At 51.8% G+C, this 22,110-nt stretch carries 18 protein-coding genes; 14 read left to right on the top strand and 4 right to left on the bottom strand.

Going from position 1 to position 22,110, the window contains the following annotated elements:
• The first annotated feature begins 47 nt into the window (after positions 1 to 47).
• The 4 genes from ACN06F_RS16420 to ACN06F_RS16435 all read left to right on the top strand — a co-directional run bounded on the left by ACN06F_RS16420 (position 48) and on the right by ACN06F_RS16435 (position 4,263).
• A complete protein-coding gene (locus ACN06F_RS16420) occupies positions 48 to 809 on the top strand; it encodes a M48 family metalloprotease (RefSeq protein ID WP_433924330.1) in 762 nt (253 codons plus the stop codon).
• A 389-nt stretch (positions 810 to 1,198) separates the two neighbouring features.
• Entirely contained in the window at positions 1,199 to 1,375 is a 177-nt protein-coding gene (locus ACN06F_RS16425; RefSeq protein WP_167457104.1) for a hypothetical protein, read from the top strand.
• 270 nt (positions 1,376 to 1,645) lie between these two features.
• A complete protein-coding gene (locus ACN06F_RS16430) occupies positions 1,646 to 2,440 on the top strand; it encodes an IclR family transcriptional regulator domain-containing protein (RefSeq protein WP_120386200.1) in 795 nt (264 codons plus the stop codon).
• A gap of 665 nt (positions 2,441 to 3,105) precedes the next feature.
• A complete protein-coding gene (locus ACN06F_RS16435) occupies positions 3,106 to 4,263 on the top strand; it encodes a linear amide C-N hydrolase (protein WP_433924331.1) in 1,158 nt (385 codons plus the stop codon).
• A gap of 156 nt (positions 4,264 to 4,419) precedes the next feature.
• Here the strand turns inward: ACN06F_RS16435 and ACN06F_RS16440 are convergent, their stop codons facing one another.
• The 3 genes from ACN06F_RS16440 to ccoG form a co-directional block, all read right to left on the bottom strand.
• A complete protein-coding gene (locus ACN06F_RS16440; RefSeq protein WP_038478967.1) occupies positions 4,420 to 5,235 on the bottom strand; it encodes an alpha/beta fold hydrolase in 816 nt (271 codons plus the stop codon).
• A gap of 47 nt (positions 5,236 to 5,282) precedes the next feature.
• A complete protein-coding gene (locus ACN06F_RS16445; protein ID WP_038478970.1) occupies positions 5,283 to 7,022 on the bottom strand; it encodes a sensor domain-containing protein in 1,740 nt (579 codons plus the stop codon).
• 313 nt (positions 7,023 to 7,335) lie between these two features.
• The gene (ccoG, locus tag ACN06F_RS16450; RefSeq protein ID WP_433924332.1) at positions 7,336 to 8,796 is read right to left on the bottom strand and encodes a cytochrome c oxidase accessory protein CcoG; all 1,461 of its coding nucleotides are present in this window, start codon (positions 8,794 to 8,796) and stop codon (positions 7,336 to 7,338) included.
• A 309-nt stretch (positions 8,797 to 9,105) separates the two neighbouring features.
• On the opposite strand from ccoG, the gene mapR reads away from it, so the two are divergent.
• The 8 genes from mapR to gltS all read left to right on the top strand — a co-directional run bounded on the left by mapR (position 9,106) and on the right by gltS (position 17,512).
• Complete coding sequence (mapR, locus tag ACN06F_RS16455; RefSeq protein ID WP_433925129.1) at positions 9,106 to 10,515, top strand: GntR family transcriptional regulator MpaR; 1,410 nt, start codon at positions 9,106 to 9,108, stop codon at positions 10,513 to 10,515.
• Between the two features lie 273 nt (positions 10,516 to 10,788).
• Entirely contained in the window at positions 10,789 to 12,201 is a 1,413-nt protein-coding gene (locus ACN06F_RS16460; protein ID WP_433924333.1) for a cytochrome ubiquinol oxidase subunit I, read from the top strand.
• A gap of 17 nt (positions 12,202 to 12,218) precedes the next feature.
• The gene (cydB, locus tag ACN06F_RS16465; protein WP_120386195.1) at positions 12,219 to 13,226 is read left to right on the top strand and encodes a cytochrome d ubiquinol oxidase subunit II; all 1,008 of its coding nucleotides are present in this window, start codon (positions 12,219 to 12,221) and stop codon (positions 13,224 to 13,226) included.
• Positions 13,227 to 13,270: 44 nt separating this feature from the next.
• Positions 13,271 to 13,393 (top strand): DUF2474 family protein, encoded by a 123-nt coding sequence (locus tag ACN06F_RS16470; protein ID WP_433924334.1) that lies wholly within the window; start codon positions 13,271 to 13,273, stop codon positions 13,391 to 13,393.
• A gap of 102 nt (positions 13,394 to 13,495) precedes the next feature.
• A complete protein-coding gene (locus ACN06F_RS16475; protein WP_433924335.1) occupies positions 13,496 to 14,347 on the top strand; it encodes a diguanylate cyclase domain-containing protein in 852 nt (283 codons plus the stop codon).
• Positions 14,348 to 14,557: 210 nt separating this feature from the next.
• Complete coding sequence (locus ACN06F_RS16480) at positions 14,558 to 15,268, top strand: IclR family transcriptional regulator (RefSeq protein ID WP_433924336.1); 711 nt, start codon at positions 14,558 to 14,560, stop codon at positions 15,266 to 15,268.
• A 26-nt stretch (positions 15,269 to 15,294) separates the two neighbouring features.
• Positions 15,295 to 16,215 carry a formimidoylglutamase gene (gene hutG, locus ACN06F_RS16485; RefSeq protein ID WP_433925130.1) on the top strand — a complete coding sequence of 307 codons (921 nt, stop codon included), beginning with the start codon at positions 15,295 to 15,297 and terminating at the stop codon, positions 16,213 to 16,215.
• 130 nt (positions 16,216 to 16,345) lie between these two features.
• Entirely contained in the window at positions 16,346 to 17,512 is a 1,167-nt protein-coding gene (gltS, locus tag ACN06F_RS16490; protein WP_433924337.1) for a sodium/glutamate symporter, read from the top strand.
• A 191-nt stretch (positions 17,513 to 17,703) separates the two neighbouring features.
• On the opposite strand, the gene ACN06F_RS16495 is transcribed toward gltS, so the two are convergent.
• Positions 17,704 to 19,020 carry an MFS transporter gene (locus ACN06F_RS16495; protein WP_433924338.1) on the bottom strand — a complete coding sequence of 439 codons (1,317 nt, stop codon included), beginning with the start codon at positions 19,018 to 19,020 and terminating at the stop codon, positions 17,704 to 17,706.
• Positions 19,021 to 19,382: 362 nt separating this feature from the next.
• Here ACN06F_RS16495 and ACN06F_RS16500 point away from each other — a divergent pair, with 362 nt between their 5' ends.
• Positions 19,383 to 20,537, top strand: a complete 1,155-nt coding sequence (locus tag ACN06F_RS16500) for a M20 metallopeptidase family protein (protein WP_433924339.1) — start codon at positions 19,383 to 19,385, stop codon at positions 20,535 to 20,537.
• A gap of 60 nt (positions 20,538 to 20,597) precedes the next feature.
• Positions 20,598 to 22,103, top strand: a complete 1,506-nt coding sequence (locus ACN06F_RS16505; RefSeq protein WP_433924340.1) for an AbgT family transporter — start codon at positions 20,598 to 20,600, stop codon at positions 22,101 to 22,103.
• Positions 22,104 to 22,110: the final 7 nt, after the last annotated feature.

The raw sequence follows: 22,110 nt of genomic DNA on the forward strand, positions 1-22,110 counted from the left end.
CATGTTGAATTCACAACGTCTATTATTTATCGACAAAGGAACTGGCGATGCAAACAACGCCCTTAGTACGCTCTACATTCTGCACCTTAGGTTTAGCTGCCGTACTCACTCTCAGCGGCTGTCAATCAGGTGCAGACATGGGCGGTATGCTCTCCGCTGGCACCGGCCTAGTAGGCGCTGTCACCATGAGTGACGAACAGATGCAACAACTAGGTGATCAAACGATTGCCCAGCTTGATGCCGAAAACCAGCTTGTCGCCAGTGACAGTCAATATGCCGAGCGGCTGGCAAGCCTGACCCAGGGTTGGGAAAATATCGACGGAAACGATCTTGAGTTCAATGTCTATCAGTTGGATGACATCAACGCTTTTGCGGTACCCAACGGCTCTATCCGGCTGCATACCGGCCTAATGGACGCAATGACAGACGATGAAGTACGTTACGTTATCGCTCATGAGATTGGCCACGTGGCGCTGGGACACTCCAAGCGTGCTTTCCAAGTTGCTTACGCAGCATCGGCTGCACGTGAAGCCGCCGCTGCCAGCGGAAGTGCTACTGCTGCGGCACTGTCCAGCTCTGAACTTGGTGAGCTGGGCGAAAAACTGGTGAATGCCCAGTTCTCCCAACGTCAGGAAAATGAAGCTGATGACTACGCTGTTGAGTTGATGCAGCAGTACAACCTGAATACAGAAGCCTCTTTGACTGCGCTACGCAAATTGGAAGCAGCATACGGCAACAACAGCAGCTTCTTCTCCAGCCACCCCGCTCCGGGTGAACGAGCCGAGCGCCTTGAAGCTACGCTAAACTAAGCGCAGCGTACTGCTCCACCACGTATTACTTCACCGTTCACTACTTCATTGCCTTGCCAAGTAAGCGCCTCTCGGTCTTGCTTGGCAAACGCATTGCCCTGTTCGCAACCATTTGCCCCTACCACCCGCTACCTAACGCAAAGCTGTCGTTTGACCTCACGGGAGTCGCGTGACGTTTCACTCGTCACACCTCGTTTTTATGCGTTAGTGACCAATCCTAGTCCCCGACGCCGCCCCTCAACAACCATTCTAAATAATAGAATGGTTCGAGTACTTTTAATCAATTTAATAATTATGTTAGCCTGCTTACAATATCTCTCGTCGTCCATATAGCGATGAACAGTCATCGCAAATGTAGAGACGTTTTATTTAACGTGAGGTTAAAAGTTATGAAGTTAATCAATACAGTAGCAGCAGCCGCCCTAATTTTATTCTCAGGTGCAGCACTTGCCGAGCGCGGCTCTGGTGAAGCCAATCAGATCGCCTACCCTGATTCATCAGCACAACACCAAACCGACGCGAGCACGTTCAGTGCTTCTGAGTTACCGATTAGAAATTCGAAGTAATCAGCAACCTTCCTAAGTCAGGAATTTGCTAATGGGTGGGCCTTTTGGTCCACCCTTTTTCATAGATGGAAAGAGCGGTATATGAGCGCTGATGCCCCCTCCATAGACGAAAATACTCGCTAGCGATCTCTTAAGACTTGCCTCTAAGCCTTTATGAAGCTTCCACAAGTCAACTCCGATTTACCGCTGAGCAACGCCTCTTGTTGTTCGCCATTCGAACAAAATGTTATTTTCTCGCCTCGTACCTACATTGACGCAGCCGAGACACTCATGAGTAATGCCCTACCAGAAGATGCTTTAAAACCGACGGATCGTGATTTTGTTGCCGCGCTGGCCAGCGGGCTAGAAGTCGTGATGGCGTTTGATGAGACGCACACGCGGATGACACTCAGCGAAGTCGCCGAGCGTACAGGAATGAACCGCGCGAAAGCACGGCGATTTTTACTGACGCTCCACGCCCTTGGCTATGTGCGCAAACAGCAACGCTACTTCGAGCTAACCCCCAAAGTGCTGCAGCTAGGCTACTCCTATTTAGCGTCTAATAATTACCGAGGCGTCATTCAGCAGTATCTGGAGGATATTACCCGCCAGTGTGGTGAATCTTCATCGCTTGGGGTACTCGATGGCGACGACGTTATCTATCTGGCCCGCTCAGCTGCCCCGCACCGCTTGATGGCGATCACGCTTTCCGTCGGCACTCGCCTACCGGCGGCATACACATCCATGGGTCGAGTGCTACTTGCCCAACTGCCGGATAGCGAGTTGGATAGCTACCTAAGTCAGCTCACCTTGACGCGCCATACCGACAAAACCATTACCGATAGCGCATCACTAAAAGCGGCGATTCAGCAAGCACGGGAACAGGGTTATGCGATTACCGATCAAGAGCTGGATTCCGGTCTGCGCTCGATTGCAGTACCCGTGTTTGATACCCATGAAAAACTGATCGGCGCGATGAATATCAGTACCAATGCCGCCCGCGTGGATATGCCTACGTTGCTAGAAACTTACCGGCCGTTATTATTGGAAAAAGCACAGCTCATTCGCCAATCGGTGAGTGTATAACCAAGATGAATGGTTAAGATTGTTCAGGCTATGTTCAAACGGCAAGCCCTCGCCTCTGGATGCCTGAGAGGACTTGCCTATTGTCCGTTGACACCAAGACGGTTGCAGAAGTGCCCAACCTAAATCAGCGACATCAATGCACTAAATGTCGCTACAAGCTCTCAATTGTGACTCGATCAAGTAGTCGCCCACTACTTAGCCGCCAGATGACACACGGATATGCTCAGCAGAAACGAAGCATTCGATATAAAGTGCCGCCGCCGCGCCCAGTGTGCAGAATCCACCATACAAGCGTAGCTTACCTCACCAAGTAGTAATCGGCTCAACCCACTTCTTGCCAATCCTCTCGAGCTGATCACCAAATCCAAACTTCGCCCTGCCAGAGCATCAGAGGACATCTTATGACAAAGAGTTCGTTACCCAACAAGCCTTGCTCATGGCACACCAGCACAACACCTTAGCGAAATACTCAGGTATTGCACTCAGTTTCTGCGGCCAAGCCGCACTAATCTTTTCTCTTTAGAATAACTTAGTAGTATTTAAGATACTCTACATCAAGACCCTACCTCACCAGAATTAACTTTCACTTAAATTTTATTTTTTATAAATTACGATATAGTTTACTGTAACGTATGTTAATTCTTAATGATTTTGTGAGGAAATATATGATGCTACGTCTTTCTAAACCTCGTTTAGCGTCGCTATGTATCGCCGTTGCCAGTATCGCCATAGCACCCACCGTATCCGCTTGCACTTCCCTTCTCTATAGCGACGCAAATGATCACTATTATGCGGGCCGCACCATGGAATTGCCCATGGAGTTACCTTACAAGGTATCTTACTTTCCTGAAGGCACTACCTTTGGTTCGCAAGCTGACAAACATCATGCACTAGACTTTACTGGTCAAAACGCATTTGTAGCGATTAGCGTACCTGACCCAGTCTCAGGAGACGTAAAAGTAGCGGAAGGGCTTAATGACAAAGGCCTAACATTCAGCGTGCTGGCATTCGCGAGTACCGAAGGTCCCGTAGATATGGTCGACAACACACAAGCAGTGCTAGCCGCTATCGACTTAGGCGCCTGGACGCTTTCTCAGTTTGATACAGTCGACGAAGTCAAACAGGCATTAGAAGAACAACCTGTATTAGTCACTTCATTACTACCCCATGGGTTACTAAAAACACCGTTCCATTACACCCTGCATGACGCTACGGGTAATTCAATTGTGATCGAGTTTGCTAACGGCGAACAAAATATTATTGATAACCCGCTAGGTGTTATGACGAATGGGCCAGAATTTTCCTGGCATATGACTAACCTGAACAACTACACATTTTTAAGCAACATTGATCAATCAAAATTGGAGCTTAATGGGGTAACACTCGCCCAACCTGATTCAGGCATCGCCACTGCTGGGCTCCCCGCCTCAAACACATCGGTTGGCCGCTTTGTACGCGCCGTTTACTATTCTCAGTTTGCCGAAAAAGCGGAAGATGCTGATAATGCAATCACCACGCTGGCGCACGTCATGAATAATTTTGACCGTCCGCGCGGCATTACTATCGACAACCGTTTCCATGATTCTATTGAAAACATTGCGGCCCCAGGCGTTAACAATAATCGCGTCTACACGTCTGAGTACACCTCCTGGACGTCATTGATTGACCTCCAGCAGCGGCACTTCCACATACGCTCTTACGACAGCCTTAACTATATTCATTTCGATTTAGATGAGCTAACTGATATTGATGAAATACGGCACGTCGAACTTAAAGATGTTGTCCATGGCCCACAAGATGCCACCGCATCCTTACGCCAATAAGCAATTCTCTGAAGAACTTGATTCGATAAAATACTTTTATAAACAACACACTAGGTAATAAAACATACTAAGCCGTTATGCGAACCGTCCAGGGCAAGAGCTAGCACCTCTTGCCCTACAAGCTCTAACTAACCTACGACACGGTCTACTCACACGTTAACGCCTACCCTCTAACCAGGCGTTAATTTCCCGAGCGACAAGCTCTGGATGCGTCATGTGGATACAGTGCCCCTCGCTTGCCATAACACGCAGTGTGCTATGAGGCATTTGCGCATGGATATAACGCCCTACTTCCGGGCTAGCAAGGGAGTCTACTTCGCTTTGAAGCAATAGCGCCGCGTGTTTCGCTTGAGGTAGTAAATGTCTGTAATCCGAAAAGAAGGTAGCTCGCGCAAAGGTTTTCGCCACTAACGGGTCGGTTGAACAGAAACTGCTGGAGAGCTCTCCAATTAACGCATGAGACGTCCCAGACCCCATAATCAGTGGTGCCAGATAATTAGCCCATCCGATATAATTTCGATCCATTAAGCCAATAAGTTCTTCCAGATCACTACGCTCAAAGCCACCGTAATAGTTGGGTGGCATATTGAGAAAGCAAGGCGAGGGACAAATCATAATATGACTAGCGAATCGCTCGGGGCTGGCAATGGCCGCTAAGAGGCCAATGTTGCAACTAACAGAATGCCCAACAAAATGCACCTCGCTCAAATTGAGAGCATCACAAATATCGGTAACATCACGAGCATAACCTTCCAGCGTATTATAGCGTGACTCGCTGAAGGCAGAAATTGTTGATTGACCTGATCCTACATAGTCAAACAAGACCAGCGTGTAGTGCTCTTCAAGCTGGGGGATAAGGTACTGCCACATATGTTGGTCACAGCCAAAACCGTGAGCAAGCATCAGGGTTTTATTGCCTGACCCAACAACGGTTACATTATTTCGAGCTATGACTCGCTCTTTTGTTAACACGTTTGCTTTGCTCCCTTAGCTTAACGGTTTTATATACCAAAAATTAACTATCGATGACGTTTGAATTGCTTCTTAAAAGCGTGCTGATGCCACTCTTCAACCCAGGGTTTGAAGGCATGAGCAGGCATTGGACGGGCAATAAAATATCCTTGCCCACATTCGCAGCCAAGCTCAATAAGCTGTTGGCTATGTTGAAGCGTTTCAACACCTTCAGCGACCAAATCACATTCGAATGCGCCGGCAAAACCAATAACACCTTTAAGAATCGCTAAATCTCCAGCGCTAGACAGCATATTTTGAACGAAACTACGATCAATTTTTAGTGTATCAACTGATAGGTCTCTAAGATGGCTTAAAGAGGAGTACCCGGTACCAAAGTCATCTAACGAGATACGGATTCCCATCATTCGGCAAGCATTGAGCACCGAGTAAACATGGCTAACATCCTCAATAGTGCTTGTTTCCAAAACCTCAAGCTCAAGTCGCTGTTTTGGCAAACCAGGAAAGTCAGCAAGTATGTGGCTTAAATCGCAGAGAAACTGGGAATGCTGTAAGTGATACCCATCGATATTGACACTGACATGTAAATCCAGTCCTTGCTGAAGCCACTCCTGAAGCTGGCAAAGTGCGCTAGTGATAACCCATCTCCCCAGCTCCACGCCAGTCGACGTATTATTCAGCACAGGCAAAAAAGTGGCGGGTTCTTTTAATCCGTCGCTGGGGTGGTTCCAGCGTATGAGCGCTTCAGCTCCAATCACCCTCCCCGTGAGCATATTAATTTTGGGCTGGAAATAAAGCTCAAACTGATTAGCGCCCATCGCAGCTCTAATAGCATTTAACTCTGATTGTTTGCCTTTTTGGACTTGTTCATTACCCACATTAAATAAACAAATCTGATTTTTTCCTGACAGCTTTGCTTGATACATCGCCTGATCGGCTTGACGAATCAATTGGTCAGGCTCTACCTCTTTCGATTGCGGATAGAGGGTAACGCCTATACTGGCAGAGAGCTTTAACAACACCGAATCTATATCAAAGGGTTCTGAAAGTTTATTAATAAGTCGAGAAAGTGACTCTTCAACTAAACCGGCACTAAAGCGTCCATTCAAAAAAATAACAAACTCATCGCCACCAAAACGAGCAATCAAATCGTCGCTTCTTAAATTAGTAGCCAAGCGTTTGGCTACTAATTGAAGAATTCTATCGCCCATATGGTGACCATAGAGATCATTCACCTCTTTAAAGCCATCAAGATCAACAAACGCAAGCGCGAACGCCATATCATTTTTCTGTAAATCAATGATTTTCTGATCAAGGTGCTTGGTCAAAGCCGCGCGGTTAGGTAAACCGGTCAATTGATCGGTATCTGATAAAGTGCGTAGCAAAGAGACCTTCTGCTCAAGAAGCTTTTTAGTCTCCGTCAACTCCTGAAATAATTGGTCAGATCGGCTAGAACTACTGACACTCCAGAAAATACGCTCATTGGCACTATCATCGCAAAGCACATTCACCACGATTGGCAGGGTACTTGTAGAACGAGTCACCATTGAAAGCCGTATTTCGTCGCACTGCTTTTCCCGAACTAAAATAGGCACTATATAAGTGTCATACATAATCTGTGACGCTTTGCTCAATAAAATGAACAGATCGGCGCCTAATAAATCACGCGTTGAATAACCGTGATACTGCTCAAGATAGCGATTACTATAGAGAATCCGACGCTTATAGTCAGTAACCATGCACCCTATTGGGAAATCATCAAGCGAAAATAAGTTGGATGTCACCATGCTCTACCTTGAAATATACCGCAATGATTCATGCGTAAGCGTTTTTTACATTTACATATGATCTCTGATAATTAGAAAATTTGCTATTTTTATAACGTAACCAATTGATGTCATATAAAAAAACATCAATGTAAAGAACTCTGCAAGTGGTACCGCCCGCTATATCCCACGCTTGTAAGTTGCGCAGTAAAAAAGTGAAGCGCACTAACGAAAATATGAAGAAAACACTAACAACAACCGATGCTGCCCACTAGATTTTTCTAGAAGGCAGCATAGCTAGTCAACGTCATCATCTTGACCAAGAAAAAGACGGTTATCTCGACGGCCCCAGGAAACGCGTTTCACTCACACGCGTTACCGATGGTTCTTCCAGCGATGTAAAGCGCAGCTCAATGGGGTGGCTGGGTTGAGTCAAAACACCCTCATCGGCGCTGAGAGCAACCCGTAAGCGGCGAGTCTCGTTAGCCTCTACGTCAATGGTTTCCATGCCTTGTAAGCGCAGCCCTGGCAAGCCGGATGCCGTTAACACATAGCGGTGAGGATCGGTATCTTGATTGCGCAGCGTTACGTTGTAGTAGTTGACGATGCGTCCACTTTCAGTACCTTCAAACAACGCTTGGCGATCTCGCGCAATATCTACATCGATGGGCACACGGGTGTTTAAGAAGCCAACGAGCAGCACCACCATAGAGAGCAGCGCCACAGCATAGGCGATCAGTTGAGGGCGCCAGAAACGGGTGTCTTTACCCTCCAACGCGCGCTCCGTGGTATACCGCACGAGACCAAGCGGTTTATTAATCCGTGCCATGACGCTGTCACAGGCATCAATACACGCGGCGCAGCCAATGCATTCGTACTGCAGTCCATCACGAATATCGATACCTGTTGGGCACACCTGAACACACAGCTCACAATCGATGCAGTCACCAACACTGGATGCCTCAGTATCCTTTGGATGATGATTACGACGAGGTTCACCACGCGCAACATCATAAGAAACAATCAGTGTATTAGCGTCGAACATTGCCGATTGAAAACGCGAGTAAGGACACATATGGAGGCATACTTGGTGGCGTAGCCAACCCGCATTCAGGTACGTAAAAACCGTGAAGAAGCCGATCCAAAATAGCACCCAGGGGTGCGCACTCAAGCTGACAAAATCTACTACCAACGCTCTAATCGGCGTGAAGTAACCGACAAAGGCGATCCCCGTTGCCAGCGCGATTAGCAACCAAGCCGTATGTTTAGCGGTTTTGCGCCAAAGCGTGTCAAAGGTACGTGATGCGTTATCACGACGTATGCGACGGTGCCGTGGCCCTTCCAAGCGATGCTCAAACCAGATAAACAGAAAGGTCCAGACGCTTTGCGGGCAGCTATAGCCACACCACACGCGCCCCGCCGCTACTGTGATCAAAAACAGGCCAAACGCGCACAATACCAAGATCCAGGTGAGCAAGATAAAGTCTTGTGGATAAAACGTCGCCGCAAAAATATGGAACTCTTGCGCAGCAAGATCAAACCACACCAACGGCCGGTCCCCCCAATTAACCCATGGCAAGCCAAAATACAGCGTCATTAACAACCAGTTTGAGCTGCGCCGGATGCGCTGAAAAAAACCACCAATTTCTCGCACATAAATATGCCCAAGCTTGGGTGGCTTATTATTGGACGGGTTGCTACTAGAAGGCTGGTGACGGGAATCATTAGATGCAGGCGAGTGGTGTTCAACCGCTGCCTCAGTGGTTAGGTTTTGCAATGGAATGCGTTGCGTCATACCGATATCCAGAAAAGAGGGAATGGAGGTCATACGGTCGAGGGGCGTCGCCGATTATTAACCACCACTATCCCCACTACGCTGACTAACAAACAGGCGCAGTTTTAGAGAAATATTGCGTATCAGTTGAACCTAAACAGCTTATAAATTTACCTTCTGATATGCTTTTTATTAATGGATTTGAGCCTGTTTTAAATTTCCCACATGCGTCACAGTGGCATTTCCCTCTAGCAGAGAGTCTCACCTGTGCCGCCTAAAACTGTGATGGAGTATCCTGGCGCTACCCTCAACGCACCGACGGTTTATCCCATGAAACGTTACGAACAATTTGCCGATGAGATAGCCACGCTAATTCGTCAGGGCGTGCTTGGTCCTGGGGAGCGAATTCCGTCTGTTCGCCAGGCCAGTCGTCACCATGGGATCAGCCCATCCACGGTGTTTCAGGCGTACTACTTACTCGAAAACCGCGGTCTCATCACAGCACGAGCACGCTCAGGCTATTTTGTTCGTGAACATGCTCGGCGCTTGCTGGGCGAGCCACGTGTGACGTTGCAGCCCACCGACCCCGCGGAAGTAGAAGTCAGTGAGCTAGTGTTCTCGGTGCTCGACTCACTGCAGGATGATCGAACGGTGCCTTTTGGGTCAGCTTTCCCAAGCCCTGAGCTTTTCCCACTTTCGCGGCTGAGCACCAGCATGACACGTGGTCTGCGCGAGCTTTCTCCTCAGCAGGTAGTGGCCGACATGACCACCGGGCATGTCGACCTGTGCCGACAAATCGCTCTCCGCTATATGCTGGGAGGCATTCAGCTGCCAATGGAAGAGCTGGTGATTACCAATGGCGCGATGGAAGCGCTCAACTTAGCACTGCAATGCGTGACCCAACCTGGCGATTTGGTGGCGGTTGAGTCCCCGGCGTTTTATGCCAGCCTGCAAGTATTGGAGCGGCTAAAACTGCGTGCAGTGGAGATTCCAGTGCATCCACGCGAGGGTATCGACCTTGATGTGTTAGCAGAGCGATTGGCGTCGCTACCTATCAAAGCCTGCTGGTTTATGAGCCATCTGCAAAACCCGCTCGGCGCCAGCCTAAGCAATGAACGAAAGCAAACCCTTTATCAACTATTAAAGCAGCACCAAGTCCCCATGCTAGAGGATGATGTGTATGCCGAGCTGTACTTTGGCAGCACACCGCCTGCCCCAGTGAAAGCGTTTGATGATGAGGGGTTAGTCATTCACTGCAGCTCTTTCTCGAAATGTTTGGCGCCTGGCTATCGCGTTGGCTGGGTAGCGGGAGGGCGCTACGCCGAAGCTATTTCACGACTGAAGTTAATGACGACTATTTCGCCTTCCATTCCCGCGCAAGCAGCCATTGCCGACTATTTACAGCACGGCGGCTATGACCGTCACTTACGTAAGCTCCGCCACACTCTAGAAGCCCAACAAGGCAGTATGCTGGCGTCTGCAGACCGCTACTTTCCCACCCAAACACGTATCACTCGGCCTGATGGCGGCTACTTTTTGTGGGTAGAGTTTCCTGAAAAAGTTGATTCACTACGCTTATTCAACATGGCGCTCGACCATGGTGTTAGCTTGGCGCCAGGCCCCATTTTTTCCGCAACTCAGCAGTTCCGGCATTGCGTACGCTTAAGCTATGGCCACCCGTGGACAGCACGCAGCGAGCGGGGCATGGAAACCCTAGGACAGCTATTAACTCTGTTTTAACACCCTTGTTTTAATAACCCTATTTTAATAACTATTTTCAATAACTCTTCTGTAGCAACTATGTTTTAACAACTCGGTTCTAGCAAACCGATTCTAACTCATTGCTGTTATGTTGCTTACTTCGTGACACCTCTCAACTGATATGGTTTTTTAATGAAAAACTGAGTCTGTTGTGAAATACAGCAGGTAATAGACTATTCCGATGAAGCCACACAGCGGCTATACCGGCCCACTATTGAGTTAAAGAGAGTGGCTGCCACCGGAGGAAGCGCCATGCTCGGAATTGAGGCCATAGACCTGGCCAGAGTTCAGTTTGCCTTTACTATTTCCTTTCATATCATCTTTCCCGCCATCACCATCGGGCTAGCCAGTTACTTAGCGGTATTAGAGGGGCTATGGCTAAAAACCCAGCAGGATACCTATCGCCTCCTTTACCATTTCTGGTCAAAAATATTCGCCGTTAATTTTGCGATGGGTGTGGTATCCGGCATTGTGATGGCGTACCAGTTTGGGACCCACTGGAGCGGATTTTCCGCCTTTGCAGGCAGCGTCACAGGGCCTTTGCTCACCTATGAAGTGCTTACAGCCTTCTTCCTTGAAGCCGGATTTTTAGGCGTAATGCTATTTGGCTGGGAGCGTGTTGGCCGAGGCTTACACTTTTTCACTACCTGCATGGTCGCACTCGGCACCATCGTGTCGATGTTTTGGATTCTCTCCTCCAACAGCTGGATGCAGACGCCTCAAGGGCACGAAATCGTTAATGGTGCTGTGATTCCAGTTGACTGGATGAAGATTGTCTTTAATCCCTCGTTCCCCTACCGACTTGCCCATATGGCGCTAGCCGCCTTTTTGAGTACAGCCTTATTCGTCGCAGCCTCTGGCGCTTGGCTGCTGCTGCGGGGCAAGCAATCCGCCGAGGTGCGCACTATGCTCTCCATGGCGCTGATTATGCTGGCGATCACCGCTCCGCTTCAGGCAGTGGTGGGCGACTTTCATGGCCTCAATACACTTAAGCATCAGCCTGCCAAAATCGCCGCCATCGAAGGACACTGGGATAACAGCAGCGGCGAACCCACCCCACTCATTCTATTCGGCTGGCCCGATATGGCACGTGAAGAAACCCGCTTCAAACTGGAAATACCCGTGCTGGGAAGCCTGCTGTTGCAACATAGTTTGACCGAGCAGGTGCCCGCCCTTAACGAGTTCGCCCCACAAGACAGACCCAATTCGACCATCGTGTTTTGGAGCTTTCGGCTGATGGTGGGGTTGGGCGTATTAATGATTTTGCTTGCCATCGTGGGCAACACCCTGCGCCTCAAAGGCCAACTTTATGAGTCCCGTAGATTTCTTATCTGCACCCTATGCATGGGGCCAGCAGGATTAGTGGCACTGCTAGCGGGCTGGTTTACCACAGAAGTAGGCCGACAACCCTGGGTGGTTTACGGATTATTAAGAACCGCCGATGCAGCTTCAGCGCACAGTGCTGTTCACCTCAGTATTAGCTTGACCATTTTTGTGGTGGTGTATCTGGCGGTTTTTGGCACCGGCGCTATGTACATGTTGCACCTGGTAAACAAAGGCCCAAGCGAGCCCTCCGCACCTACGTTAGGCGGCCCGGGCCATCATCGCACGCCTGCTCGGCCTCTCTCGGCAGCCAATGAAACGCTGAGCAACACGACTCACTAATTAGAACGGGGTGCACCATGGGAATTGATCTATCACTCACCTGGGCCATTATCATTCTGTTTGGATTGATGATGTATGTGGTCATGGATGGGTTTGACTTGGGCATTGGTTTGCTCTTTCTGCATGTTCATAACGAGCAAGACCGAGACATTATGATGAACACCGTTGCGCCAGTGTGGGACGGTAACGAAACATGGTTGGTGCTAGGCGGAGCAGGGTTGTTTGCTGCATTTCCCCTCGCCTATGCAGTCGTGTTGGAAGCGCTCGCTATTCCGCTAATCGTGATGTTACTAGGGCTGATTTTTCGCGGCGTCGCCTTTGAGTTTCGCTTCAAAGCATCCCCCAAGCGACGGCATGTATGGGATAAAGCCTTTATTGGCGGCTCGCTGCTGGCAACGACGGCTCAAGGCATTGCATTAGGTGCTTATATTCAAGGTATCGCTTTCGATGGCGTTCACTACAGCGGAGGCGCACTAGATTGGCTAACGCCATTCTCGCTATTTTGCGGCATCGGCCTGCTGTTTGCTTATGCACTGCTTGGCAGTACCTGGCTGATTATGAAAACTGAAGGCCCCTTGCAGCAGCGGATGTATCAGATCACCAAGCCGTTAATCATCGGGCTACTCATAATGATCGCCCTGATAAGTGTCTGGACGCCGCTGGCCTATCCAAACATTGCGTCACGCTGGTTTTCGTTACCCAACCTACTGTGGTTCTTACCGGTGCCGCTATTAGTGGCAATCACCGGCTGGTGGCTGTGGCGTGCCATTGCTTATCAGCACAACGCGCTACCGTTTGTTTTGGTACTAGGGCTCGTTTTTCTGGGCTACAGCGGTTTGGGAATTAGCTTGTGGCCAACGATTATTCCACCGAATGCGTCTATCTGGCAGGTTGCCGCTCCGCCCCAAAGCCAAGGCTTTGCCCTAGTGGGAACACTGTTTATTTTACCAATTATTTTGATGTACACCGCATGGAGCTACTACGTCTTCCGCGGCAAAGTGAAGCCAGGTGATGCCTACCATTGAGCAAGCTGACGTTGATAAACGTACGAACGTACAGGAGCAATGCAATGAAATCACTCGCTAAGCGCTTAGGCTGGTTAATGATTCTTTGGTTGTCGAGTGCTGGTGTTCTGTTACTGCTTTCACTGGGAATTAAGCTCATGATGGGGCTCGCGGGCTTAACCAGCTAAACGACTTACGTTGTCTGGTCAACGTATTAGACATTGGGTCATAGGTTATGATCGCTCTTTGGCAACTTGCCTGCCATTGAACAATGTCAACCGGATTAGCCTATGCCCATTGACCTGCAAGCGCTCTATCCCAAACTAGTGCATCTGATGCTGGACACGGTCTTCGTGGTCGATAAAGACCATCAGATCCTGTTTGTGAGTGATGCCTGTGAGTCACTGCTTGGTTACCGTGCTGATGAACTGATCGGCACTTTAATCACCCATTACATGCATCCTGACGATCTCGCGCTCACGCAAGCTTCCATTGTGCGGGTCATGAGCGGTCAACAACACATCGATTTCCGCAACCGCTACCTCCGCAAGGATGGCAGCACTGTGCACATTCTATGGTCTGCTCGCTGGTATGAAGACGAAGAAGTTCGCATCGGCGTTGCTCGAGACGTAACAGCCCTAATACAAGCCGAAGAAGAATTACGCTTCCTTGCCCATCACGATCCACTAACAAAGCTGACGAATAGATCACTCTTCTATGATCGGCTCGTTTCAGGCTTGGGCGCGGCTCATCGCCACCAGAGCGGCCTTGCGCTGCTGTTTCTGGATATTAATGACTTCAAGCTGATTAACGATACCTATGGACATGCCATAGGAGATGAAGTGCTCTGTACAGTGGCTCGGCGACTGGAAAGCTGTCTACGTCAAACAGACACGGCCGCGCGCATGGGCGGTGATGAATTTACTATTCTACTGACGGGCATCCAATCAATGGAGGCCGTTACACACAAGGTAAATCAGATTCTCGCCATCATGGCCGAGCCGCTGGGCGCAGAATTTGGAGCGATCAACATGCCGTCTTGCAGTATTGGTACAGCCTGTTATCCCGCCGATGGGGACGATGCGGATACGCTGCTCAGGCATGCTGATAGCGCGATGTACAGAGTGAAAATGCATCGGTAAAGCACAACCATTGCGTTAGGCGTTTTAAAAAATCCGACGTTGCTGATGCCGCTGGAACATCGCGTTACCCCTTGCTATTTCACGCCGACAATACCCCGCCTTCCCATATCAAGACTAAAGTCTAAGAATTTTAATTATCAAAAATTGATAACTTTTTTTTCTTTTATCTATTTTGCTGCGTATCGTTTATCAAAATTTGAGGTAATTGCGATGGGGCCATCCGACCGGATGCTAGCGCTACTGTGCTGCCTAGCTAATCAAGGGGAAGCAATGACGGTGAAGTCGCTGGCCGAGCTGACCGCTCAGCCAGTCTCGAACGCATATCGCCACCTGCGCCAACTTTTGGCCTGGGGCCTAGTCAGCGAACGCGAGGGCGGCACCTATGCGCCGGGCCCTCAGGCGGTGCGTCTGCACCAAGGTTTCGAACACCACAACGAGCTGCTTCGCTGGGCTCGCCCAGTGCTGACCGAATTGACTGAGACCACTCAGGAGAGCTCGGCGCTACTGGTGGCGGTGCGTGACCACGCCCTTTGCGTAGAGATGATCGATAGTCCACAGCCGCTGCGCTGCTGCTACCACCGTGGCCAGGTGCAACCGCTACTCAAGGGCGCCAGCGCTCGGGCGCTGCTGGCCTGGATGAGCGATGAAGAGCGCCAGATGGCGCTGATGCTTCGCTCGGAGGCGGAGCGGGACGATGCCCTGATCGATCTCGAGACCATTCGCCTACGGGGCGTGGCGGTCAGCGTGGGCGAAATCGATCAAGGAGTATGGGGCGCCAGTGCCCCAGTGTTCAACGGCCGCGGTCGTCTCAAGGCGGTGATCAGTGTGATGGCCCCCAGCGCTCGGGCTCAAGACCGAGCCGAGACTCTGAGCGAGGCCACGCGCCTCAGTGCACAACGATTGGGAGAACTCCTGCAGTGACACAAGCAGATAATGAGGCGGCGCTGATGGCGCCCTGGCAAGGCCGGGTCGATAGCACAGAGGCAGGTGACGCACGGCGCTGGCATCAGGTGATGCGTCCGGCCTTTCGGGCCGAGGCGCCGGGGCGCGCTTTGTTAGGGTTCTGCTCTGATGCTGGCGTAGCCCGCAACCAAGGGCGGACGGGGGCCAGTGAAGGGCCCCTGGTGTTGCGTCGCCAGCTAGCCAACCAGGCGTATCACCTGACGACACCGCTGTATGATGCCGGCGATGTGGTCTGCCAGGGCGACAACTTAGAGGACGCTCAGCAAGCCTTCGCCGGGCGGGTGTCCGAGCTGCTCGAACAGGGCCACCGGGTCATCGGCTTAGGCGGCGGCCACGAGATCGCCTTCGCTAGCTTCTCGGGACTGCTGGCTCACGCCCAACGTCAGGCGACGATGCCACGCCTAGGCATCCTCAATCTGGATGCCCATCTCGATCTGCGCCAGGCCGAGCGCGCCAGCTCCGGCACGCCCTTTCGGCAGTGCGCCGAGCTGTGCCAAGAGGCGGGCATCGACTTCCACTACACCTGCCTTGGCGTGAGTCGTGGCGGCAATACGCCAGCGCTTTTCGCCCGCGCCGAGTCGTTGGGAGTGGAGTGGGTGCTCGACGAGCAGTGTCGCTCGCTGGACAGCCCCGCGATGAAAGCCGCTCTGGAGCGGCTGCTGACACAGGTCGACTGGCTCTACCTCACCATCTGCTTAGACGCCTTACCAGCCTGGATTGCCCCGGGCATCAGCGCCCCTTCCGCCCGGGGCATCGAGCTGTCCCTGGTTGAGGATGTCATTGATCATCTAGCCGCACGCGTTGCGCTGCCAGTAGTGGACGTAGCCGAGTTCAATCCAAGCCTGGATATAGACGCGCGAACGGCCCGTGTAGCGGCCCGTCTGGTCGAGCGCCTGGCGCGCTAACCAACGATTAACCGGTCGTCAACGGCCACCCCTACCCGACCGCCCTGAGCGGCACACAACAACTCATGGAGCATCAACATGCACTTTACTCTGGATGCCGTGTCCACCACGGCACTGGCGCTGATATTGCTTGCATTTGGCGCCGGGCTTAAGCGCCGGGCTTAAGCGCCGGCTCAACTGGCTGGAACACTTCTGCGTCCCTACCCCAGTGATCGGCGGTTTCGGCTTCGCCCTGCTGGCCTGGCTGCTGCGCGATCTTGGCTTGGTTACCTTCGAGCTTGACACGGCGATGCAGAGTCCATTGATGATCGCCTTCTTCACCACCGTGGGCCTGGGTGGAAGCCTGGCGCTGCTCAAGAAGGGCGGTAAGGCGCTGGGCATCTATCTAGTGGCCTGCTGGCTGCTGGCGCTGATGCAGAACGGCGTGGGCATTGGCATGGCCAGCCTGCTTGGCCTCGACCCGCTGATCGGCCTGATGGCCGGAGCCACCTCCTTAGAGGGCGGCTTTGGCGCAGCAGCGGCCTTTGGCCCTGAGGCGGAAGCCCTGGGTGCCCAGGGTGCCACTACTGCCGCCATTGCCTCTGCCACCTTCGGCATGATCGTCGGCGGTGTGATCGGCGCGCCCATCGCCCGCTGGATCATCGATCGTCGGCAGATTCCGGTTGTCGCCGAGGACGTGCATGATCTGGAGAAACTGCAAGCCGAGGAGCGCCCCACCCAAGCGCCCATCGACAGCCGTACCCTGCTGCGCGTGCTGGCCGTCGTAGTACCGATCATGGTACTGGGAGTGTGGTTCAAAGAGGCCCTGTCAACTCACCTAGGGGGCATCCTGCCGAGTTATGTGGGCGCCATGTTTGTCGCCATCCTGCTACGCAATCTTAATGATCGCTTCCACTGGGCCAGCATGCCAGACAACGCCCTCGCCACTCTGGGCGACGTGGCCTTGGGCGTGTTCCTGACCATGGCAATGATGAATCTCAAGATCTGGCAGCTCCAGGAGATGGGCGGCTCACTGCTGTTGATCCTGCTGGTGCAGACCTTGGCCATCGTCTTCCTGGCCGTGGTGGTAATGTTCCGTCTGCTGGGCCGCAACTACGACGCCGCAGTGCTTACCGCGGGCTTTATTGGCCACGGCCTAGGCGCGACTCCCAATGCGGTGGCGAATATGAGTGCGGTGTGCGAGCACTATCGTGTGGTGTCGCATAAGGCCTTCATTATCGTCCCGCTGTGCGGCGCCGTGCTGATCGATATTGTCGCCATCCCCGCCATTACTTGGTGCCTGAACGCCTTCGCCTGATCGCTGTTCGTCCGACAACGCTAGCCTCTGGGTTCAGCTGGCGTTGTCGTTTTTATCGCCGATGCCGCTAGGTATCCGTTGCCTCTAGCCCCCTCTGCTACCGGTGATAGCAAACCCTGGCAAATCGCCCTCCTGGCATCTTCTCCAATTCCTCCATGGCTTTCGACCGTATAACGCTAATCAGAAACGCATTAGGCTACGTTATCCTCTTTCGTAACGGGCTCTTCGATGGGCTCGCCATTCTCATCCAGCAATTGGTGGTCGTACGCCGCCTGGAGACCCGTTTCTTCAGCAGCGGGCAGCTCCTCTTGCAGTGGTTCTTCTTCCACGGATTCTTCCACCAGGTCTGCCCAGTAATCAATGTGGCCGGGATAAGCTGGCGATATAATCGCCACCACAATGCCGACGACCGAAAATAGCGAAAATGCATAGGCATACCCATAGCTGTCCACCAGCATACCGACAACCGGCGAGCCTACTGCTTGCCCAAGCGCACAAGCCATGAAAGGTAAGACGGGCCCCATGGAAAGCCGCCCCGGCAATAGCCGAATACCCGTCATCAGATACAGTCCCGTTAAGCTCATGTAAGCAAGTCCAAATACCATAGCGGAAAATATCGCCAATGCTAACTGGCTGGGACTGGCAGCAAGCAACGCCAAGCTTGAAGACAGCATCATTAGCATTAGTGCCTGCGTAATAGGAGGGTTATTACGGTCAGCCAAATCACTCACTACGGCACCTCCAAGCCCAGCAAGTCCTACGGCAAACCAAAGCCAGCCAGTTTGATTAGGAGGCAACCCACCAAGGGTAACGGCCAAATCAGGCGCAAAAAGCCAGAACGGCGAAGACACAAACCCCATCGCGAAAGCAAAGAGCGATAGCCGGGTAAGGCGCGACCACTGTAGCCGCGTGATTGGCGGTGGCGGTGCCGCATTGGCTGGCACAACCCGAGAGACCGAAGGAATAAAGTACCAGGCAGCAATCACCCCTAAACCCGCCAAAACAGCAAAGCTAGTGTAGGTAAAGCGCCAAGCGTCGGCCAGGAACACGACCGTCGGCACTGCTACGATAATGCCAATACTGGTGCCAGCATTCATGATAGAGCTAACGCGGCCATGCATTGTTCTGCTCACCAACGCCTGCATAGCAGCCGTCAGAGCGGGCATCATCAAGCCAGTACAAATGCCGCAGACAAACACACCTACGCCGAGCGAGAAGGCACCAGACGACTGGCTGATAAAGACCAGCCCGGCCACACCGAATCCACCGGATAACACTGCTAAATTACGCGCACCAAGCCGATCGGCTGCAAGCGGTGCAAACAACGTCGCCAAGACAAAACTAATAAACGGCAGCGCCCCGATAATACCAACTAAGTACGCAGTCAGTTCTAGTTCGGCGCTAATGGAAGGTACAAACAAACCAAACGCAAAGCGCGCAAGTCCATAACTAATCGCGACCAGCGCTGCACCAAATAGGGCAAACCCCATGTTCGACAAGGTCTTCATACCGAGCACTCCACGGCCGTGTGTGTCTTGTGCATCAAGCTGATCTATCAACTGCGCCACCAATAGCCTACTTCGCTGGGTGATTGCAATCTCCTGCTGTGCGGCTGCCGCAAAGAGGTATGATCTAGTCGATATACAGAATGCTTAAGTTAAAAATAAGCATGAAAGAAGGCGACACTGACAATCTCACCGCTAGCTGCCAAGGGGGTTGATAACATCGCTAAGAAGTCGCTTCGGTTGTATCAACCCATCACCGTTGCTTTGAAAGCAACAAATTTGTCATTAAAACGACTCTTATCTACCCGCCAAGTCGCTTAGCTTAAAAAAGCCAAATAAAGATACCGACAACAGTGGGATAGGAAATGTTTTCAGATAAACAAGTTGGTGAAGCCACCGCTTTGCGGCATCGACTACACCAGCACCCTGAGCTTAAATTTCAAGAAAATAATACTGCCGCACTGGTCGCCGAGCGGCTAAAAGCGCTCGGCTATCGCGTGACCGAAGGTATTGCTACTACAGGCGTTATGGCTGAGCTAGCGACCGGTCGCGAAGGCCCAGTGATTGCCTTTCGCGCTGATATGGATGCGTTACCCATCGAGGAAGTCAATACGTTTGAGCATCGCTCCCAACGGCAAGGCTTGATGCATGCCTGTGGTCACGATGGGCATACCGCCACGCTGTTGTTGGCTGCCGAAGCCATCATGGCGCGGCGTGATGAGCTATGTGGACACATTAAACTGCTATTTCAGCCTGGCGAGGAAGGTGGCAATGGTGCCGACATCATGGTCAAGGCAGGGGTATTGGAAAACCCCAAGGTGGACGCGATATTTGGCTACCACAACCGCCCTGGTTTCCCAACAGGCCAACTGTTTGTTAAACCCGGGCCGGCTATGGGCGGTAACGACACTTATAAAATCACTATCGAAGGTATTTCCGGCCATGCCGCCATGCCGCACTTGGCGGTAGATCCTATTTATGTCGGGGCATCGCTGGTACAGCAGTTGCAAGGGTTAGTGGGCCGCCACAAATCGCCGCTGGAAGCAGGCGTGATCACTGTAGCTGCTTTCCATGCGGGCGATGCCGCCAATGTGATTCCTGGCCAAGCCGAGCTGCTAGTGAATATCCGCAGCGACCGCCCCTCTTCACGCGAAGCGCTTGCAGGCAAGCTTGAGCAGGTAACCGCTGGCGTATGCGCAGCCCACAGTGCGCAGTTTCATCTGGAACACCTACACCAGGTGCCCCCCCTGGTTAACGACCCTGCGTGGTCAGAACGTGTGTTAGCGGTTGCCTACAAACACGCAGTAAGCCACGACATTCAGCAGCTGGACTATATGCCCACTATGGGTGCCGAAGATTTCGCGTTCTACCTGCAGGAAGTACCGGGGTGTTTCTTCTTTGTCGGTAATGGCGATAGCGCCTATCTGCACAACGAGCACTACGACTTTAACGATGCTGTTCTGCCGGTCGCAGGCGGGATGTTTGTGGCGCTGGCAAAAGAGCTGTTAGCACGAGCGTAATTCTCTGCAGGCCTCTTATTACGATTAAAAAAATAACGTTAAGTAAAAAGGATTTATACGATGCAAGGTGTTCTTTCATCTATTGAGCGTGTGGGTAATAAGCTCCCACACCCGTTTATTCTCTTTGTCATTTTGGCTGGCGTAGTTGTGTTCGTCTCAGCCCTGCTTGCCGCACTCGGCGTTTCAGCGGTTAACCCGCAAACCGACGCAGTGGTGCAGGTACGCAGTCTACTATCGGCTGATGGCATTGAGTTTATGCTGACCAGCGTGGTCAGTAACTTCGTTAACTTCCCTCCCCTCGGCCTTATTTTGGTGGTGATGTTTGGCATTGGTTTGGCCGATAAAGTGGGCTTAATGTCGACCTTGATGCAGGTGAGCGTGGCGAAAGCACCACCCGCTCTGCTCACTTTCTGCGTTTTTATGGCAGGTATTTGCGGCAGTATTGCCTCCGATGCCAACTACCTGATCCTGATCCCGCTAGCCGCCATGGTGTACTACTCGGTGGGCCGTCACCCAATCGCCGGTGCAGCTGCCGCCTACGCAGCGGCAGGCGCCGGGTTTGATGCCAGCCTGTTCATTACCGTCGGGGATGCGCTGTTTGCTGGCATAACCACGGAGGCCGCACGCTTGGTAGACCCAGACGCCTACGTCTCACCTGTTGATAACTACTACTTTGTGGCCTGCTCAGTGTTTGTGCTGGCAATTGTTGGCACGTTAGTCATCGATAAGATCGTAGAGCCGAGGCTGCAACGCACCCTACCGATAAGCAAAGACTTTAAAACTGACATTATAAAACCGGCATTAACCGACGCAGAAAAGCGCGGCCTAAAGCGGGTAGGTATTGCCACACTGATTTACCTAGCGCTGATCTTAATTGCCGTGGTGCCCGAGGCATCACCACTGCGCAATGAAGAGGGCGGCTTGATCCCCTCGCCCTTTTTGCGCTCACTCGTGCCACTGATGTTTGGCTACTTCGTCACTATTGGCTTGGTATACGGCATCACCACCGACAAGATCACCAGCAGCCGTGATGTACCACAACGCATGGCGGAGTCTGCCAGTGACTTAGCACCTACCCTAGTACTGTTCTTTGCCATTTCGCAGTTTATTGCTTATTTCCGCTGGTCAGAATTGGGGCAATTTATTGCTATTGAAGGCTCCAATATTCTGCAAAGCACCGGATTTACCGGGCTACCGCTAGTAGGCGCGTTTATTGCGATGAGCGCAGTGCTGAACGTCTTTATGACCAGCGGCTCCGCTCAGTGGGCATTAATGGCCCCGGTATTCGTGCCGATGCTGATGATGATCGACTTCGATCCAGCTTTTGTATTGGCAATGTTCCGCATAGGCGATTCCAGCACGAACATCATCTCCCCTATGAGCCCATATTTTTCGGTAGCACTGGTGTATATGCAGCGCTATAAGCCAGATATGGGGCTAGGCACGTTGATAGCCACCATGCTGCCGTTAGCCATAGGCTTTTTGCTCGCCTGGTCAGCGTTTTTGATGTTCTGGCTGGCCATGGGCTGGCCAATTGGCCCAGGCGTATACATGATGGCTAACTGATACTTCA

This window comes from Vreelandella sp. 21 (assembly GCF_050995515.1).
Lineage (GTDB): Bacteria > Pseudomonadota > Gammaproteobacteria > Pseudomonadales > Halomonadaceae > Vreelandella > Vreelandella alkaliphila.

What these genes read in the sequence shown, in the direction of transcription:
- ACN06F_RS16420 (WP_433924330.1), top strand. Translation starts at nt 48, where the DNA reads ATGCAAACAACGCCCTTAGTACGCTCTACATTCTGCACCTTAGGTTTA.
- ACN06F_RS16425 (WP_167457104.1), top strand. Translation starts at nt 1,199, where the DNA reads ATGAAGTTAATCAATACAGTAGCAGCAGCCGCCCTAATTTTATTCTCA.
- ACN06F_RS16430 (WP_120386200.1), top strand. Translation starts at nt 1,646, where the DNA reads ATGAGTAATGCCCTACCAGAAGATGCTTTAAAACCGACGGATCGTGAT.
- ACN06F_RS16435 (WP_433924331.1), top strand. Translation starts at nt 3,106, where the DNA reads ATGATGCTACGTCTTTCTAAACCTCGTTTAGCGTCGCTATGTATCGCC.
- ACN06F_RS16445 (WP_038478970.1), bottom strand. Translation starts at nt 7,022, where the DNA reads ATGGTGACATCCAACTTATTTTCGCTTGATGATTTCCCAATAGGGTGC.
- ccoG (WP_433924332.1), bottom strand. Translation starts at nt 8,796, where the DNA reads ATGACGCAACGCATTCCATTGCAAAACCTAACCACTGAGGCAGCGGTT.
- mapR (WP_433925129.1), top strand. Translation starts at nt 9,106, where the DNA reads ATGAAACGTTACGAACAATTTGCCGATGAGATAGCCACGCTAATTCGT.
- ACN06F_RS16460 (WP_433924333.1), top strand. Translation starts at nt 10,789, where the DNA reads ATGCTCGGAATTGAGGCCATAGACCTGGCCAGAGTTCAGTTTGCCTTT.
- cydB (WP_120386195.1), top strand. Translation starts at nt 12,219, where the DNA reads ATGGGAATTGATCTATCACTCACCTGGGCCATTATCATTCTGTTTGGA.
- ACN06F_RS16470 (WP_433924334.1), top strand. Translation starts at nt 13,271, where the DNA reads ATGAAATCACTCGCTAAGCGCTTAGGCTGGTTAATGATTCTTTGGTTG.
- ACN06F_RS16475 (WP_433924335.1), top strand. Translation starts at nt 13,496, where the DNA reads ATGCCCATTGACCTGCAAGCGCTCTATCCCAAACTAGTGCATCTGATG.
- ACN06F_RS16480 (WP_433924336.1), top strand. Translation starts at nt 14,558, where the DNA reads ATGGGGCCATCCGACCGGATGCTAGCGCTACTGTGCTGCCTAGCTAAT.
- hutG (WP_433925130.1), top strand. Translation starts at nt 15,295, where the DNA reads ATGGCGCCCTGGCAAGGCCGGGTCGATAGCACAGAGGCAGGTGACGCA.
- ACN06F_RS16495 (WP_433924338.1), bottom strand. Translation starts at nt 19,020, where the DNA reads ATGAAGACCTTGTCGAACATGGGGTTTGCCCTATTTGGTGCAGCGCTG.
- ACN06F_RS16500 (WP_433924339.1), top strand. Translation starts at nt 19,383, where the DNA reads ATGTTTTCAGATAAACAAGTTGGTGAAGCCACCGCTTTGCGGCATCGA.
- ACN06F_RS16505 (WP_433924340.1), top strand. Translation starts at nt 20,598, where the DNA reads ATGCAAGGTGTTCTTTCATCTATTGAGCGTGTGGGTAATAAGCTCCCA.